Below are 14,727 nucleotides of genomic sequence, written 5' to 3'. Positions count from 1 at the left end.
GGCCCTCCGTGGCTACGCCGCGCTCCCGCCTCCGGGCCTGACTCGCTCATGCTGTGTCCACTCGGCACGAGCGAGGGCCCTCCGTGGCTACGCTGCGCTCCCGCCTCCGGGCCTGACTCGCTCATGCCGCCACCTCCTTCGACGCGGCGTGCAGCGCCTGGTCCAGGTCGTGCAGGATGTCGTCCACGTCCTCCAGCCCGACGCTGATCCGCACCAGCCCCGGCGCCACCCCGGCCTCGACCAGCTGCTGCTCGGTGAGCTGCGCGTGCGTGGTCGACGCCGGGTGGATGACCAGCGTCTTGGTGTCCCCGATATTGGCGAGATGGCTGGCCAGGTCGAGGGATTCGATGAAGGTGCGGCCCGCCGCGCGGCCCCCCGTGACGCCGAAGCCGAAGACGCTGCCCGGCCCGAGCGGCAGGTACTTGGCGGCGCGCTCGTGGTGCGGGTGCGCGGGCAGCCCGGCCCAGTTCACGAAGTCGACGCGCGGGTCGGCGGCCAGCCACTCGGCGACCGCGCGGGTATTGTCCACGTGGTTCTGCATGCGCAGCGGCAGCGTCTCCACTCCGAGCGCCAGCTGCCAGGCGGCCTGCGGCGCCAGCGCGGGGCCGATGTCGCGCAGCTGCTCGGCGCGCAGCCGGGTGAGGAAGGCGTACTCGCCGAAATTGCCGTTCCAGGTGAGCCCGCCGTAGTGCGGCACCACCTCGTCGAAGAGCGGGAAGCGCGGGTTGTGCCAGTTGAACCGGCCGGACTCCACCACCACGCCGCCGAGCGTGGTGCCGTGCCCGCCGAGGAACTTGGTGGCCGAGTGGATCACGATGTCGGCGCCCCACTCCAGCGGCCGGTTCAGGTACGGCGTCGGAATGGTCGAGTCGACGATCAGCGGCACCCCGGCCGCGTGCGCCACGTCGGCCAGCCCCTCGATGTCGGCGATCCCGCCGGACGGGTTGGCGACCGTCTCGGCGAAGACCAGCTTGGTGCGGTCGGTGATCGCGGCGGCGTAGGCCGCGGGGTCGTCCGCGGCGACGAAGGTGGTCTCGACGCCGAAGCGGCGCAGCGTGTTGTCCAGCTGGGTCAGCGTGCCGCCGTAGAGCTGCGCGCCCGCGACGATGTGGTCGCCCGCCCCGGCCAGCGCGGCGAAGGTGATGAACTCCGCGCCCATGCCGCTCGCGGTGGCGACGGCGCCGAGCCCGCCCTCCAGGCTGGCGATCCGCTCCTCGAAGCTCGCGACCGTCGGGTTCGCCAGCCGGGAGTAGACATTGCCGTACTTCTGCAGCGCGAACCGGGCGGCGGCGTCGGCGGTGTCGTCGAAGACGAAGGCCGCCGACTGGTAGATCGGCAGCGCCCGCGAACCGCTCACCGCGTCCGGGATGTTCCCCGCATGGATCGCCCTGGTCCGGAAACCGTATTCACGATCAGCCATGGGCCGCGACCCTACCGCAGCGACGGGCGTTCTCAGCCGAGCCGCACATCGACCGGAACCGAGTTGCGCAGGGTGTGCCCGACCGGGGAACTGGCCTGTACCTTGGCGTGCAGCTCGGCGATCTGCTCCGGGGTGGCGTCGGAGTCGATGGTCACCGTCGCGGTGATCGCGTCGAAGCCCGCGTGGCCCTCGGCCAGCCCCAGGAAGACGTGCAGATCCACGTCGCCGCGCAGATCGATCTTCAGGTCCTTCAGCTCGATCCCCGCCACCGTGGCATTGGCGGCGTACCCGACCGCCAGGCAGTTGCCGAGCGCGCCGAGCAGCTGCTCCACCGGGTTCGCCGCGGTATCACCGCCGCCCAGCGCGGCGGGCTCGTCCGAGGGGGCGGGCGCGAACTGCCGCACCCGCGACTCGGAGGCGAAGGCCCCCTTCCAGGCGACGTGCGCGGCCCAGGTGGTCTGCGCCTTCGCCGGATCCTGCTGAATGGCCTGCACCAGACCGCCGACCGCCTCGATGTCGACATTGTTCAGAACGGTATTCGCGGTCATCGTCCACTCCCTCGATAGCCAGGCCGTTGCGGTACTTCGCAGTGTCCCGACGTCGGAGCGGGGTTTGAACCCATTGACGCAGACTGAGTGAAACCTTGACGGGGCCCGGTGCGTTCGGGCAGGCGCTCCCCTACTCGCCGGAGAGATCGGCGGAGAGGTCGCGCACCGCCACGCCCTCCGGCACCTGGAACTCCTCGATCGGCTCCGGCCGGTCGTCGAACTCCAGGCGCAGCGCGCGGCAGATGGTGGCATGCATGTCGTACATGGCGGTGATGTAGGTGAGCTGCAGGATCTCCGGGTCGCTCAGGTGCTGCTTCAGGACGTCGACGACCCCGTCCGGCACCCGGCCGCCGTCCAGCACCAGCCCGTCGGTGTAGGCCAGCACCGCGCGCTCCAGCTCCGAGTAGGCGGTGCACACCTGCCAGTGCGGGATGGCGGCGATCTTCTCCTCCGGCATGCCGAGCGAGCGCATCTGCTTGCAGTGCTGGGAGTAGACGAACTGGCTGCCCCTGGCGTAGCCGGCCCGGCTCTGGCCGAGTTCGCGCAGCAGCGGGTCGAGCTGGGCGTTGCGGTAGAGCGCGAAGCCGCGCACGGCGTGCCGGAAGACATCCGGCGACTGGGCGAAGACGGTCCACCAGTCGCCCGGGGTGGCGTGGACGGTCCCGTGGTCGACGGCGGGATCCCGATCCGGGCCGAACAGGCGGTCGTAGTAGAACAGGATCTTCTCGTCGGTGACTTCGGCGCGGGGCACCTCACGCAGACGGGGCACGGTGATTCCTCTCGGAAGAAAAGGGGGTCAGGACGGGGTCGGGGTGCGGCGGTCGGCGGCGGTGCGCGGCTCGTGCGCGACATCGGCGTCGGTGAAGGTCCTGGTCCAGCAGGCGAATTCGAGCAGCACGCCGTCCGGGTCCTGGAAGTAGAAGGAGCGGACGAAGGTGCCGGGATGCACGTCGCGGGAGACGCCGCGGGCGCTGTCGTCGTGGTTCAGGACCGCGCTCACCTTGACGCCGTCGGCGGCGAGGCGGCGGAAGTACTCGTCGAACTGCTCCGGCGGCACCGCGAAGGCCACGTGGTTCATCGAGCCGACGGCGCTGGCCAGCTCGCCCTCGTCCGGCAGCCCCTTGGGCGCGGCCAGCCCCGGCGCGGCGTCCGGCGAGTCGGCCAGCCAGAAGAAGGCGATGGTGTTGCCGCCGCCGCAGTCGAAGAAGAAGTGCTGCCCCAGGTCGCCGGGGAGCTCGATGGTCTTGATCAGCGGCATGCCGAGCACGCCGGAGTAGAAATCGATGGTGCGGCGCATGTCCGCGCAGACCAGCGCGAGGTGGTTGATCCCCCGTAGCTCGTACTTGGTATTCGGCGTTCCCATGACGCTCCCTCCAACTGACTTGACAGTCATGTCATCTATAGGGAGAGTGTGGGTGTGTCCAAGACGTCTGTCAATACCGCCGAGACGCTCACCCCGCGCGGCCGCCGGACCCGGGAAGCGCTGCTCGCCGCCGCCCGCACCGTGTTCGAGACGGTCGGCTTCCTGGAGTGCCGGGTGGAGCTGATCGCGCAGGAGGCCGATGTCTCCTACGGCACGTTCTACCGCTACTTCGAGTCCAAGGAACACGTTTTCATGGAACTCAGCACCCAGCTCTTCGAGGACGTGCACCGCAGGCTGCCGCCGGACCCCGAGCTCTCCCCCGCCGAGCGGCTGATCAGCTCGAACCGCGCGTATTACCGGGCGTATCGGGCCAACGCGAAGATGATGGCGATCGTCGAGCAGGTCGCCACCTTCAACGAGGGCTTCCGCGAGCTGCGGCAGGAGCACCGCAGGCAGCTGGTCGACCGCACCTCGCGCGCCATCACCCGCTGGCAGCAGGAGGGGAAGGCCGCGCCGGGGCTGGATCCGGTGCTGGCGGCGCGGGCCATGGCCGCCATGCTGGACCACACCCTCTACCTCTGGCTCATCCAGGGCGACGCCGCCGACGAGGCCGCGCTGCTCGACACGCTCGACCAGATGTGCCTCGGCGCGCTCGGTCTCACCCCGGGGGCCGGGAAGTGACCGGCGCGCTGGACGGCATCCGGGTGCTCGAGCTGGGCACGCTGATCGCCGGGCCGTACTGCGGCAGGCTGCTCGGCGACATGGGAGCCGACGTGGTCAAGATCGAGGCGCCGGACCGCCCCGACCCGCTGCGCGACTGGGGGCAGGCCGCGGGCGGGCACCAGTACTTCTGGTCGGTGCACGCCCGCAACAAGCGCTGCGTCAGCCTCGATCTGCGCACCCCGGCCGGGCGCGCGGTCTTCCTCGAGCTGGTCGCGACCGCCGACGTGGTGGTGGAGAGCTTCCGCCCCGGCACGCTGGAGCGCTGGGAGCTGGGCTGGGACGTGCTCAGCGCGCTCTCCCCCGGCCTGGTGCTGGCCCGCGTCTCCGGGTACGGCCAGACCGGGCCGTACGCCGCCAGGCCCGGCTACGCCTCGGTGGCCGAGGGCATCAGCGGGCTGCGCTACCTGAACGGCTTCCCCGGGCAGGCGCCGCCGCGGCTCGCGCTCTCGCTCGGCGACACGCTGGCCGGGATGTTCGCCTTCCAGGGCGTACTGGCCGCGCTCTTCGCCCGCACCCGCACCGGGCGCGGGCAGGTCGTGGACGCCGCGCTCACCGAGGCGGCGCTGGCCATCCAGGAGTCGACGGTGCCGGACTACCACAAGACCGGCCACGTGCGGCAGCCGTCCGGCACCCGGCTGGACCGGGTCGCCCCCTCCAACCTCTACCGCAGCGCGGACGGGCTCTGGGTGATCATCGCCGCCAACCAGGACACGCTCTTCGCCCGGCTGGCGGGCGCCATGGGCCGCCCCGAGCTGGCCGCCGACCCGCGCTACGCCACGCACACCGCGCGCGGCGCCAACCAGGACGAGCTCGACGAGCTGATCGCCGCATGGGCCGGGAAGTTCCCGGCCACCGAGCTGATCGCGCTGCTCACCGAGCACCAGGTGGTGACCGGGCCGGTCAACACCGTCGCCGAGGTCATGGTGGATCCGCAGTTCACCGCGCGCGGGCTCTTCGTCGACCACGTCGACCCGTCCACCCGCCCCGGCGACCCCGACCACGACCCGGAGCCGGTCAAGGGCGTCGGGGTGATCCCGCGGCTCAGCGAGACCGCGGGCGGGGTGCGCTGGGGCGGGCCGAGCAGGCCGGGCACGCACACCGACGAGGTGCTCACCGAGGTACTCGGCTACGACCCGGACCGGCTGGCCGCGCTGCGCGAACAGGGGACGATCGCATGACACCCGAGGTCGAGATCCGCGAGGTCGGCCCGCGCGACGGGCTGCAGATCGAGGAGCCCATCCCCACCGCGGCCAAGCTGGAGCTGATGGCGGCGCTGGCCGCGACCGGGGTACGCCGGATCGAGGCCACCTCGTTCGTCTCGCCGCGGGCGATCCCCGCGCTCGCCGATGCCGAGGCGGTGGCCGCGGAGCTCGGCAACTGGCCCGAGGTCGCGTTCTCCGCGCTGGTGGCCGGGATGGGCGGGGTGTGCCGCGCCCTGGCCGCGGGCGTCACCGACCTGGAGTACGTGGTCTCCGCCTCGGATGGCCACAGCCGGGCGAATGTCGGCCGCAGCGTGGAAGATTCGATCGCGCTGATCGCGCCGATCGCCGAGCGCGTGCACGCGGCGGGCGGCAGCCTCGAGGTGATCGTGGCGATCGCCTTCGACTGCCCGTTCGACGGCCGCACCCCGCCCGCCCGCGTCGCCGAGATCGCGAGGCGCGCCGCCGATTCCGGCGCCGACTCGCTCGCCGTCGCGGACACCGTCGGCACCGCGACCCCGGTGCGCACCACCGACGTCCTCACCCGGGTCCGCACCGCGGTCCCCGAACTCGCGCTCGGCATCCACCTGCACGACACCCGCGGCCAGGGGCTCGCCAATGCCTGGGCCGCCTACACGCTCGGCGTCCGCCGCTTCGACGCCTCGGTGGGCGGGCTCGGCGGCTGCCCCTTCGCCCCCGGCGCCAGCGGCAATATCGCCACCGAGGAGCTGGCCTACCTCTTCGAGGACGGCGGCATTGCCACCGGCATCGACATCGCCGCGGTGCTCGACGCCGCCCGGCTGGCCGGGCGGCTGCTCGGCAAGCCGGTCGGCAGCGCCCTGCTCGCCGCGGGCGGCCCGCTGGTGCCCGCCGGTCGCCCCTGATCCACCCCGGAACGGAGTCACCCCATGAACGACCTGGCCGACCGCTTCTTCGCGGCCGTGTGCGCGGGCGATACCGCCACCCTCACCGAGCTGTACGCGCCGGACGCGCGGATCTGGCACAACGACGACGGGCGGGAGCAGACCGTCGAGGAGAACCTGCGCATCCTGCGCTGGCTGGGCCAGAACCTGGACGACATGCGCTACGAGGAGATCCGGCGGCATCCGCTGGCCGACGGCTTCGCCCAGCAGCACGTGCTGCGCGCCACCCTGCCCGGGCACGGGCCGGTGCAGGTGGCGGCGAGCCTGTTCGTCCGGGTCGCGGACGGCCGGATCACCAGGATCGACGAGTACCTCGACTCCGCCGCCGCCGCGCCGCTGCGCACCGCGCGGCAGCGATGAGCGCCGAGCTGCGCTCCCGCATGCGGGAGTTCGTCGACGGCGCGGTGATCCCGGCCGAGCCGGTGCTGATCGCGGGCGGCGAGCCCGCCGAGGCAGCGCTGGCGGAGCTGCGCGCCGACGCGAAGGCGCGCGGGCTGTGGGCGCTCGGGCACCCGGCCGAGGTGGGCGGCGGCGGGGTGCCGTTCCTGGAGTTCGTGTACCTGAACGAGATCATCGGCCGCTCCGAGTTCGGCCAGCTCGCCGTCGGCTCGGTCTCCATGCAGGACACCCTCATGCTGCACCTGCACGGCACCGACGAGCAGCGGGCGCGCTGGATCCCGCCCATGGTCGCGGGCGAGGTGCTGCCCTCGGTGGCGCTCACCGAACCCGGGGTGGCGGGCTCCGACCCGACCCTGATCGAGACCCGCGCCGAACTCGACGGCGACACCTGGGTGATCAACGGGCACAAGTGGTTCACCACCGGCGCGGCCGAGGCCGGGTACTGCACCGTCTTCGCCCGCACCGAGCCGGACGAGACGCCGCCGCACGGCCGGATCAGCGCCATCCTGGTCCCCGCCGGGACCCCCGGCTTCGAGATCCTGCGCGCCATCCCGACCATGGGCCACGACCCCAGCGACCACTACGAGGTGCGGCTCACCGATGTCCGGGTGCCCGCCGCGAACCTGCTCGGCGCCCGCGGCCGCGGCTTCGCCGTCGCCCAGGACCGGCTCGGGCCCGGCCGCATCTTCCACTGCATGCGCTGGCTCGGCCAGGCGCAGCGCGCCTACGAGCTGCTCTGCGAACGCGCCAACTCGCGCTACGCGCACGGCTCGCTGCTCGCCGAGAAGGGCGAGGTGCACCGGTACGTCGCGGAGTCGGCGGCGCAGATCCAGGCGGCCAGGCTCATGACGCTGGACGCGGCGCGCGCCATGGACGCGGGCGAGGACGCCAGGGTGCGGATCGGGCTGATCAAGTTCTGGGGCGCGCGCATGCTGCACGACGTGGTGGACCGGGCCATCCAGGTACACGGCGCGCTCGGCCTCACCGCCGACACCCCGCTGGAGCGGATGTACCGGCAGGCGCGCTACGCCCGGGTCTACGACGGCCCGGACGAGGTGCACCGCATGTCCACCGCACGGCGCCTGCTGCGCTCGCCCGAGGCGGCGCCGTGGCGCTGACCCTGCGGGCGGGGGTCGCGGCGCTGCTCGGGGTGCCGGTGGGCGAGCCGCGACAGTTGACCGGTGGCGCCAGCCGGGAGACCTGGGCGTTCCCCGGCGAACGGCCCGCGGTGCTGCGCCGCGACCCGCCGGGGCACGGCGATGCCGCGCGGATGCGCGCGGAGGTGGCCTGCCTGCGCGCGGCCGCCGCGGCCGGGGTGCCGGTGCCCGCGGTGCTCGCCGCCGGGGACACCGCGCCCGGCATCGAGGCGCCGTTCATCCTCACCGAGCACGTCGCCGGTGAGGCGCTGCCGCGGAAACTGCTGCGGGACCCCGGGTTCGACGCCGTGCGTCCGCAGCTGGCCTGCGAGCTGGGCCGGGTGCTCGGCGCGATACACGGCACGCCGGTCGAGACGCTCGGCATGCTCGACGACACCGACCCGCTGGACGCCATCGAAGCCGTCTACCGCGACCTCCGCGACCCCCGCCCCGCGGTGGAGGCAGCGCTGCACTGGCTGCGCGAGCACCGCCCGGCCGATCGGCCGCGGGCCCTGGTGCACGGCGACTTCCGGCTCGGCAACCTGCTCGTGGACGGCACCGGCGTGCGCGCCGTCCTGGACTGGGAACTCGCCCACCTCGGCAACCCCATCGAGGACCTGGGCTGGCTCTGCGTCCGCGCCTGGCGCTTCGGCGCGCAGCCGCCGGTCGCGGGCGTCGGCACCCGCGAGCAGCTGCTCGACGGCTACGCCGCGGTGACCGGCTTCCGCCCCGACCCGGCCGAGCTGCACTGGTGGGAGGCGTACGGCACGCTGCGCTGGCTGGTACTGAGCCGCTTCCAGGCGGAGCGGCACTTCAGCGGCGCCGAACCCGCGCTCGAGCTGGCCGCCATCGGCCGCCGGGTCTGCGAATCGGAGTACGACCTGCTCGCCGTCCTCGGCCTGCTCGTCGACGTCCCCGCCCCCGACCCGGTGCCGTACGCGGCACCGCTGCACGGCAGACCCACGCTCCCCGAACTCCTCGACCTGGTGGCGGGCACGCTCGCCGACGACCTCACCGTGGCCACCGACCGCGAGCGCTACCTGCTGCGCATCTGCGTCTCGCTGCTGCGCACCGCGGGCCGCGAGCTCGCCGCGGGCGACGGCGTCGCGGTGCCGGAGGCCGAGCTGGCCGAGCGGCTGCGCACCGGCGCCGCGCGCTACCGCGACGACGCCGTACGACATGCGATGTCAGCCGCCGTCCTCGCCCGCGTCCGCGTCGTCAACCCGCGCCACGCGGGCGAGTAGCCCGCTCCCGACAGCCGGGAAGGTGGGCGCCGCCGGACCTCCTATCCGCGGCCGCCGCGCACACGTCCCTACCCCTGCGCGGGCGAGAACCACTCGCGCAGATCGCGTTTCAACACTTTCCCGGTAACGTTGCGCGGCAGCGCGTCGACGAACTCCACCCGCCGCGGCACCTGGAACCCGCCCAGGTGCTCGCGGCAGTGCGCCACGATCTCGGCGCGGGCCGCCGAGGCACCCGCGCGCAGCACGACGACGGCGCAGACCAGCTCACCCCAGGTGTCGTCGGGAATCCCGATGGCCGCCGCCTCCGCGACGGCGGGGTGCCGGTACAGCACCTCCTCGACGCTCAGCGAGGCCACGTTCTCCCCGCCGCTGATGATCAGGTCCTTCATCCGGTCCACGACGTAGACGAACCCCTCCGCGTCCCGGCGCACCAGGTCACCGGTGTGGAACCAGCCGTCGGTGAAGGCGGCCGCGGTGGCCTCCGGGTCACGCCAGTACCCGGCCATGACCTGGTCGCCGCGCACCACCAGCTCCCCGACCTCGCCCACCGGCACCTCGTGCAGCTCCGGGTCCACGATCCGGATGTCCGCGAGCGGCATCGGTTTCCCCGCGGCCGCGAGCAACCCGGGCTCGCCGTTCGCCGCGCGGCGGTGCTCGGCCTCGTCGAAGTGCAGCACATTGCCGGCCAACTCGGTCATGCCCATGCCCTGGAAGAAGTCGCAGCCGAGGCGGTCGAGCCCGGCGCGCAGCACCGGCGCCGGAATGGCGGACGAGCCGTAGCCGACGGCCCGCAGCGAGCTCAGGTCGTGCTCGGCCAGCGCCGGATCCTGCAGCAGGAAGTTGATCATCGTCGGCGCCAGCCCAGTCTGCGTCACCTGCCACCGCTGCACCAGCCGCAGGAAGGTCGCGGTGTCGTAGCCGCGCAGGAAGCCGACGGTGCTGCCGACCAGGTGGTTGATGACGGTCACGTACCCGCCGACGTGGCAGAGCGGGAAGCAGAACAGGAACACCGTGTCCGCCCGCACCGACCACCGCATCGCCGAGGAGGTGACGGCGGCGAGCAGGTTGCGGTGCGTGAGCACGGCGCCCTTGGGCTTGCCGGTGGTGCCGCTGGTGTACACCAGCCAGGCCGGGTCCTCCGGCTCCGGGCGCACGGCGGGCACCGCGGCCGGGGCGGCGGCGGTGAATTCGGCCCAGCCGAACCGGTCCGGCCCCGCCTCGCCGCCGATCACGACCACGGTGCGCACCGACGGCATCCGCTCCCCGGCCCGCCGCAGCGCGGGCAGCAGCTCGGCGGTCACCACCAGCACGCTCGCCTCGGCGTGCTCGACGAGCTGCGCCACCTGGTCCGGGTGCAGCCGGACGTTGAGCACGGTGAGCGCCATGCCCGCCATCGGGACGCCGTAGTAGCAGTCGAAGTACTCCAGGCAGTTGCCCGCCAGGATCGCCACCCGGTCCCCCGGCGCGGCCACCCCGAGCAGCGCGTTCGCCAACCGGCGGCAGCGGTCCCGCAGCTCGGCGTAGGTCACCGCCTCGTCCTCGAAGCGCAGCGCGATCCGCTCCGGGTGCTTGCGCGCGCCGTACTCCACGATGTCGCTCAGGATCATGCCGCGTGCTCCTCCGACCACTCTGACGTGACAGTCATGTCAACTAACGGAGTGTGCCGCCGAACACAGCGGGGTGTCAACACTTCGATATCGGCTTCGGAGGCTGCGCTCCTACACCGCGGCGCGGCCGACCGGGCTCAGCCGAGCAGCTTCGCGTCGAGCTCGGCAAGGTACGCGCGGCCGTAGCGGCCGTTCTCCAGGGTCTCGATCAGCACCGGCGGCAGGTCGGGGGCCACCTGCGCCGAGCGGGCGGCGGCGGCCAGCGCGATGGTCGCGACGGTGTCCACGTCCCCGGTGAAGGAGATGCAGCGGCGCAGCAGCTCGCTCGCGGAGGTGCTGGCCGCCAGCGCGGTGAGCGCGGCGGCCACGCTCATCCGCCCCTTGCTGCCGACCTTGCCGTGCCACGGCCGCGCCCACCCGTCGGGGACGTGGCCGTCGATCCAGGCGCCGATCCGCGGCAGCGGGCCGAGGTCGTAGTGGGTGTAGTGCACGGCGAGCGCGGCGGCCTGCGCGGCGGCGATGCCGTCGGGGGTGTCGTGCGTGACGGCGGCCTGCACGCGGGCGTGGTGCAGCACGTCGGCGACGGTGGGGAGCAGGCCGATCGGAGCGGCGCGCATGGCGGCGCCGCTCTTGTCGCTGTCCGGGCGGATGCGGCGCAGGAAGTCGGCGCCGTCCTCGACGGTCAGCATGAAGTCGTGGAAGCGGCCCGCGTACCCCGCGCGCGGGTCGCGCCGGAAAGCGGTGACGAAGCGGTCGGCGAGGTGCTCCGGGGTCCACGGGTCGCCCGCGACCATGAGCTCGGCAACGGCCAGCGTCATCTGGGTGTCGTCGGTGTACCGGCCGGGGCCGATCCCGAGGTGGGTCGGGTGCTGCACGTAGCCGCGCAGCGTGTTGTGCGTGGCGACGAACTCCGGTGGGGCGTACTCGAACCCCGCGCCGTACGCATCCCCCACCGCCAGCTCGATCAGCATCGGATCATGGTGGCAGACAGGCGGTTGTCCGTCGATCGGATTCCCCGGCACGTGCAGCGCGAACAGCCATCCGCGCATCCGGTCAGGCCGTAGCCGGACCAGGGTGGCGGATTCAGTCCCGCCGCTCTTCCGGGTCGTCCGGGTCCGCGTTCGGCGGCACGGAGTAGGCGGGCACGTCGACCTCGGGGTTCTCCGGGGCCTGCTGCTCGGTGGGATCGGCGTCCAGTGGGGTGATCTCCGGTGTGGTCACCGCGGCGTGCTACCCCGGATTCCGGGTCGTACTCCTCGGTATCGCGTGCAGTGTCACATCGCAGACTGTGCGCGAACGGATCTCGGCGGTCAGGTAGGTGTGCTCGGGCTGCCGCCTGCGGTCGGTGGGCGAGCCGGGGTTGAGCAGCCGCAGGCCGGTGTCGGCGGTGCTGTCCCACGGGATGTGGCTGTGCCCGAAGATCAGCACGTCGGTGTCGGGGAAGGCGCGGGCGCAGCGGCGCTCCCGGCCCGCGGCGGCGCCGGTCTCGTGCACGACGGCGAGGCGGACCCCGTCCAGCTCGGCGCGGGCGACCTCGGGGAGCCGGGCGCGCAGCGCGGGGCCGTCGTTGTTGCCGTACACCGCGATCAGCCTGGCGCTGCGGGCCGTCAGCTCGTCCAGCAGCGCGGGATCGACCCAGTCGCCCGCGTGCACCACCACGTCGGCGGCCTCGACCGCCCGCCAGAGCACCGGCGGCAGCCCGCGGGCCCGCTTCGGGACGTGCGTGTCGGCCATCGCGAGCAAGCGCATCGGGAAACCCTAGCGAACGGGGCCCGGCTACGCCCCCGTGCCGAGCAGCAGGTTGTCCAGGTGTCTGCGCAGCGGGATCCCGACCTCGAACCCGGCCGACGCGGCGGCGCAGAGCCCGCGGGCCAGCTCGGTGACGGCGACCCCGGTCTCGGCGGCCCGCCACTCCAGGATCCCGGCCGCCCGCTCCGCGTCGATCCCGTAGACCGTCATGAGCATCCCCGCCGCCTGCTCGACCACGCCGCGGCCGCGGGCGTAGGCGGGCAGTGCCTCGTCGACCGCGGCGCGCTGCTCGGCGGCGAGAAGCTCGGTGAGGTCGACGGTGTACCCGTCGGCGCCGAGCGGGGTCCCGTCGGCGTCCAGGACGGCGTCACCCACCACCACGACCGTGCGGCCCCCCAGCCGCAGCCGCAGGCAGAACCGGCGGCCGCTGCGCAGGGCGGTGGTGAGCGCGGCCCGGTCGTCGGGGTGCACCGCCTCCGGGTTCGGGCAGCCGCCGGAGCGGTGCTCGAAGCGCGCGGCGCGGGGGGCGTCGGGGCGGGTCACGCGGCGGTCCCCTGCGGGCACACCGCCGCTTCAGGTTTGTTGCTCATCTCGTTTTCACTATCGGTCCCGGCACCGACATGTTGCGGTGTCGCCGACCACAGCGTCATCCGCGCGCCGAGCGGTAGAGCCGCCGCACCACGTCCTCGATCTCCGGCTCCTCGATGGTCAGGTCGCGCACCTCGGCGCGCGCGGAGACCGCGGTGAGCAGCTGCGCCGCGGTGCTGCGCTCGGCGTCGAAGGCGAGCCGCTGGCGCATTCCGCCCGCCTCGCTGCCGATCAGGGTGGCGCCGGGGATGTCGGTGAGGTCGGGGGTGGGGGCGGTGAGGTCGACCACAAGCACCCGGCGCGCGCCGACGGTCCCGGCCAGGCCGGCGAGCGAGCCGTCGTAGGCGAGGCTGCCGCGGTCGACCACGAGCACCCGGTCGCAGAGCCGCTCGATATCGCCCATGTCGTGCGTGGTGAGCAGCAGCGTGGTGCCGCGCTCGGCCCGCTCGGCGCGCAGGAACTCGCGCAGCCGCTGCTTGGAGAGCACGTCGAGGCCGATGGTCGGCTCGTCCAGGATGATCAGCTCCGGCGAGTGCAGCAGCGCGGCGGCCACCTCGGCGCGCATCCGCTCCCCCAGCGAGAGCTGCCGCACCGGTGTGGCCAGCGTCTCCGTCATCTCCAGCTGCTCCACCAGCGCGTGCGTGCGCTTGCGCGCGGCGTCCGGGTCGAGCCGGTGCACCGCCGCGAGGATCGCGAAGGATTCGCGCAGCGGCAGGTCCCACCAGAGCTGGGAGCGCTGCCCGAACACCACCCCGATCCGGCTCGCCAGCTCGCGCCTGCGCCGCACCGGCTCCAGCCCGCAGGTGCGGACCGTGCCCGAGGTCGGCACCAGGATGCCGGTGAGCATCTTGATGGTGGTCGACTTGCCCGCGCCGTTGGCGCCGATGTAGCCGACGGCGGCGCCGCGCTCGATCGAGAAGCTCATGGCGTGCACCGCGGTCACCACCTCGCGCCTGCGCAGCGCGCCGCGTCCCCGTCCACGCCGGACGAACTGCCTGGTCAGCTCGGTGACCTCGATGATCGGGTCGGTCATTCAGCCGCCCCCTCCCTGGTAGTGCCGAGTTCCCACCCGCCACAGCGCCAGCCCGAGCAGCCAGGCCCAGAGCGCGGCCACCGGCGTCAGCCAGGCCAGCCAGGAGGGCAGCAGCGCGGGGCCGGGCAGCCCGAGCAGCGCGAGCGTGGGCAGGTAGGCGGTGAAGGCCACCGGGATGGCGAAACCGAAGAGCAGCCGCAGCCCGGTCGGGAAGACCGAGGCGGGCAGGCTCGCGGCGTAGGAGCCGCCGTAGGTGAAGCTGTTGGTCAGCTCGGCGCCGTCGATCAGGAAGAACTGGCAGCCCGCCGCCGCGACGAAGAGCCCGGCGAAGAGCGCGGTCCCGGAGACCACGGCGAGCAGCAGCAGCGCGACCGCGCCCGCGGACCAGTCGATGTCGTTGCGCAGCAACCCGATCGCGAGCACCGTGAGCGCCACGGTGGCCCTGGCGAAGCGGCGCAGCGAGATGTCGCCGGTGATCAGCTGCAGCAGCAGCGGCTGCGGGCGCAGGTGGTAGATGTCGAGCCTGCCGAGCCGGATCAGCGTGGGCAGCGTGTCCAGGTGCCCGAAGAGCACCTGCGCCAGCGCGAAGCCGGTGTTGCTCAGCCCGAAGAGCAGCAGCGCGGCGTCCAGGTCCAGCCCGCCGAGCACCCCGACGGTATGGAAGACAACCCACACCTCCGCGAACTCGGCCAGCCCGACCACCAGCGAGCCGAACAGCTCGCTCGCGAAGGAGAGCCGGTACGCGCGCTGCGCGCGCAGCCGCGAAGCGAGCACGGCGGCATAGGGTCTGGTCCA

The 14,727-nt window shown here is 73.2% G+C and carries 17 protein-coding genes; 6 read left to right on the top strand and 11 right to left on the bottom strand.

What is annotated here, in order from left to right:
* Positions 1–121: 121 nt before the first annotated feature.
* From ACFUUZ_RS03565 to ACFUUZ_RS03550, 4 genes are all read right to left on the bottom strand, one after another.
* Positions 122–1,420: an O-acetylhomoserine aminocarboxypropyltransferase/cysteine synthase family protein gene (locus tag ACFUUZ_RS03565; protein WP_378692144.1), complete on the bottom strand. Its 1,299-nt coding sequence runs from the start codon at positions 1,418–1,420 to the stop codon at positions 122–124.
* Positions 1,421–1,452: 32 nt separating this feature from the next.
* Entirely contained in the window at positions 1,453–1,968 is a 516-nt protein-coding gene (locus ACFUUZ_RS03560) for an OsmC family protein (RefSeq protein WP_378692142.1), read from the bottom strand.
* A gap of 130 nt (positions 1,969–2,098) precedes the next feature.
* Complete coding sequence (locus ACFUUZ_RS03555; protein ID WP_378692141.1) at positions 2,099–2,737, bottom strand: carboxymuconolactone decarboxylase family protein; 639 nt, start codon at positions 2,735–2,737, stop codon at positions 2,099–2,101.
* Positions 2,738–2,764: 27 nt separating this feature from the next.
* Positions 2,765–3,331, bottom strand: coding sequence for a VOC family protein (locus ACFUUZ_RS03550; RefSeq protein ID WP_378692139.1), 567 nt, complete (start codon positions 3,329–3,331; stop codon positions 2,765–2,767).
* A gap of 54 nt (positions 3,332–3,385) precedes the next feature.
* Here ACFUUZ_RS03550 and ACFUUZ_RS03545 point away from each other — a divergent pair, with 54 nt between their 5' ends.
* From ACFUUZ_RS03545 to ACFUUZ_RS03520, 6 genes are read left to right on the top strand one after another with little or no spacing between them, the layout of a single operon-like run.
* The gene (locus ACFUUZ_RS03545) at positions 3,386–4,012 is read left to right on the top strand and encodes a TetR/AcrR family transcriptional regulator (protein ID WP_378692137.1); all 627 of its coding nucleotides are present in this window, start codon (positions 3,386–3,388) and stop codon (positions 4,010–4,012) included.
* The gene (locus ACFUUZ_RS03540) at positions 4,009–5,232 is read left to right on the top strand and encodes a CaiB/BaiF CoA transferase family protein (protein ID WP_378692135.1); all 1,224 of its coding nucleotides are present in this window, start codon (positions 4,009–4,011) and stop codon (positions 5,230–5,232) included. Before ACFUUZ_RS03545 ends, ACFUUZ_RS03540 begins: the two co-directional genes overlap by 4 nt.
* Positions 5,229–6,137 (top strand): hydroxymethylglutaryl-CoA lyase, encoded by a 909-nt coding sequence (locus ACFUUZ_RS03535; RefSeq protein WP_378692133.1) that lies wholly within the window; start codon positions 5,229–5,231, stop codon positions 6,135–6,137. The genes ACFUUZ_RS03540 and ACFUUZ_RS03535 overlap by 4 nt, the downstream gene beginning before the upstream one ends.
* Positions 6,138–6,161: 24 nt before the next feature.
* On the top strand, positions 6,162–6,536 hold the full coding sequence (locus ACFUUZ_RS03530) for a nuclear transport factor 2 family protein (protein ID WP_378692131.1): 375 nt from the start codon (positions 6,162–6,164) through the stop codon (positions 6,534–6,536).
* Complete coding sequence (locus ACFUUZ_RS03525) at positions 6,533–7,693, top strand: acyl-CoA dehydrogenase family protein (protein WP_378692129.1); 1,161 nt, start codon at positions 6,533–6,535, stop codon at positions 7,691–7,693. Before ACFUUZ_RS03530 ends, ACFUUZ_RS03525 begins: the two co-directional genes overlap by 4 nt.
* Entirely contained in the window at positions 7,684–8,955 is a 1,272-nt protein-coding gene (locus ACFUUZ_RS03520) for a phosphotransferase (RefSeq protein ID WP_378692127.1), read from the top strand. Before ACFUUZ_RS03525 ends, ACFUUZ_RS03520 begins: the two co-directional genes overlap by 10 nt.
* Before the next feature lie 68 nt (positions 8,956–9,023).
* Here the strand turns inward: ACFUUZ_RS03520 and ACFUUZ_RS03515 are convergent, their stop codons facing one another.
* The 7 genes from ACFUUZ_RS03515 to ACFUUZ_RS03485 all read right to left on the bottom strand — a co-directional run bounded on the left by ACFUUZ_RS03515 (position 9,024) and on the right by ACFUUZ_RS03485 (position 14,706).
* On the bottom strand, positions 9,024–10,562 hold the full coding sequence (locus ACFUUZ_RS03515; RefSeq protein WP_378692125.1) for a long-chain-fatty-acid--CoA ligase: 1,539 nt from the start codon (positions 10,560–10,562) through the stop codon (positions 9,024–9,026).
* A gap of 137 nt (positions 10,563–10,699) precedes the next feature.
* Complete coding sequence (locus ACFUUZ_RS03510; protein WP_378692123.1) at positions 10,700–11,533, bottom strand: ADP-ribosylglycohydrolase family protein; 834 nt, start codon at positions 11,531–11,533, stop codon at positions 10,700–10,702.
* Positions 11,534–11,645: 112 nt separating this feature from the next.
* Positions 11,646–11,783, bottom strand: coding sequence for a hypothetical protein (locus ACFUUZ_RS03505; RefSeq protein WP_378692121.1), 138 nt, complete (start codon positions 11,781–11,783; stop codon positions 11,646–11,648).
* A gap of 9 nt (positions 11,784–11,792) precedes the next feature.
* Positions 11,793–12,311, bottom strand: a complete 519-nt coding sequence (locus ACFUUZ_RS03500; protein WP_378692119.1) for a metallophosphoesterase family protein — start codon at positions 12,309–12,311, stop codon at positions 11,793–11,795.
* A 27-nt stretch (positions 12,312–12,338) separates the two neighbouring features.
* Complete coding sequence (locus ACFUUZ_RS03495) at positions 12,339–12,854, bottom strand: ANTAR domain-containing protein (RefSeq protein ID WP_378692117.1); 516 nt, start codon at positions 12,852–12,854, stop codon at positions 12,339–12,341.
* Positions 12,855–12,957: 103 nt separating this feature from the next.
* Positions 12,958–13,932 (bottom strand): ATP-binding cassette domain-containing protein, encoded by a 975-nt coding sequence (locus tag ACFUUZ_RS03490; RefSeq protein WP_378692115.1) that lies wholly within the window; start codon positions 13,930–13,932, stop codon positions 12,958–12,960.
* Entirely contained in the window at positions 13,933–14,706 is a 774-nt protein-coding gene (locus ACFUUZ_RS03485; RefSeq protein WP_378692113.1) for an ABC-2 family transporter protein, read from the bottom strand. It lies immediately after the preceding gene.
* Positions 14,707–14,727 lie beyond the last annotated feature (21 nt).

It is taken from the genome of Nocardia sp. NPDC057353, assembly GCF_042667085.1.
In the GTDB taxonomy this organism is placed as follows: Bacteria; Actinomycetota; Actinomycetes; order Mycobacteriales; family Mycobacteriaceae; genus Nocardia.
Note: the sequence above shows the minus strand (reverse complement) of the source record. Positions and strands in the feature narration are given on the sequence as shown.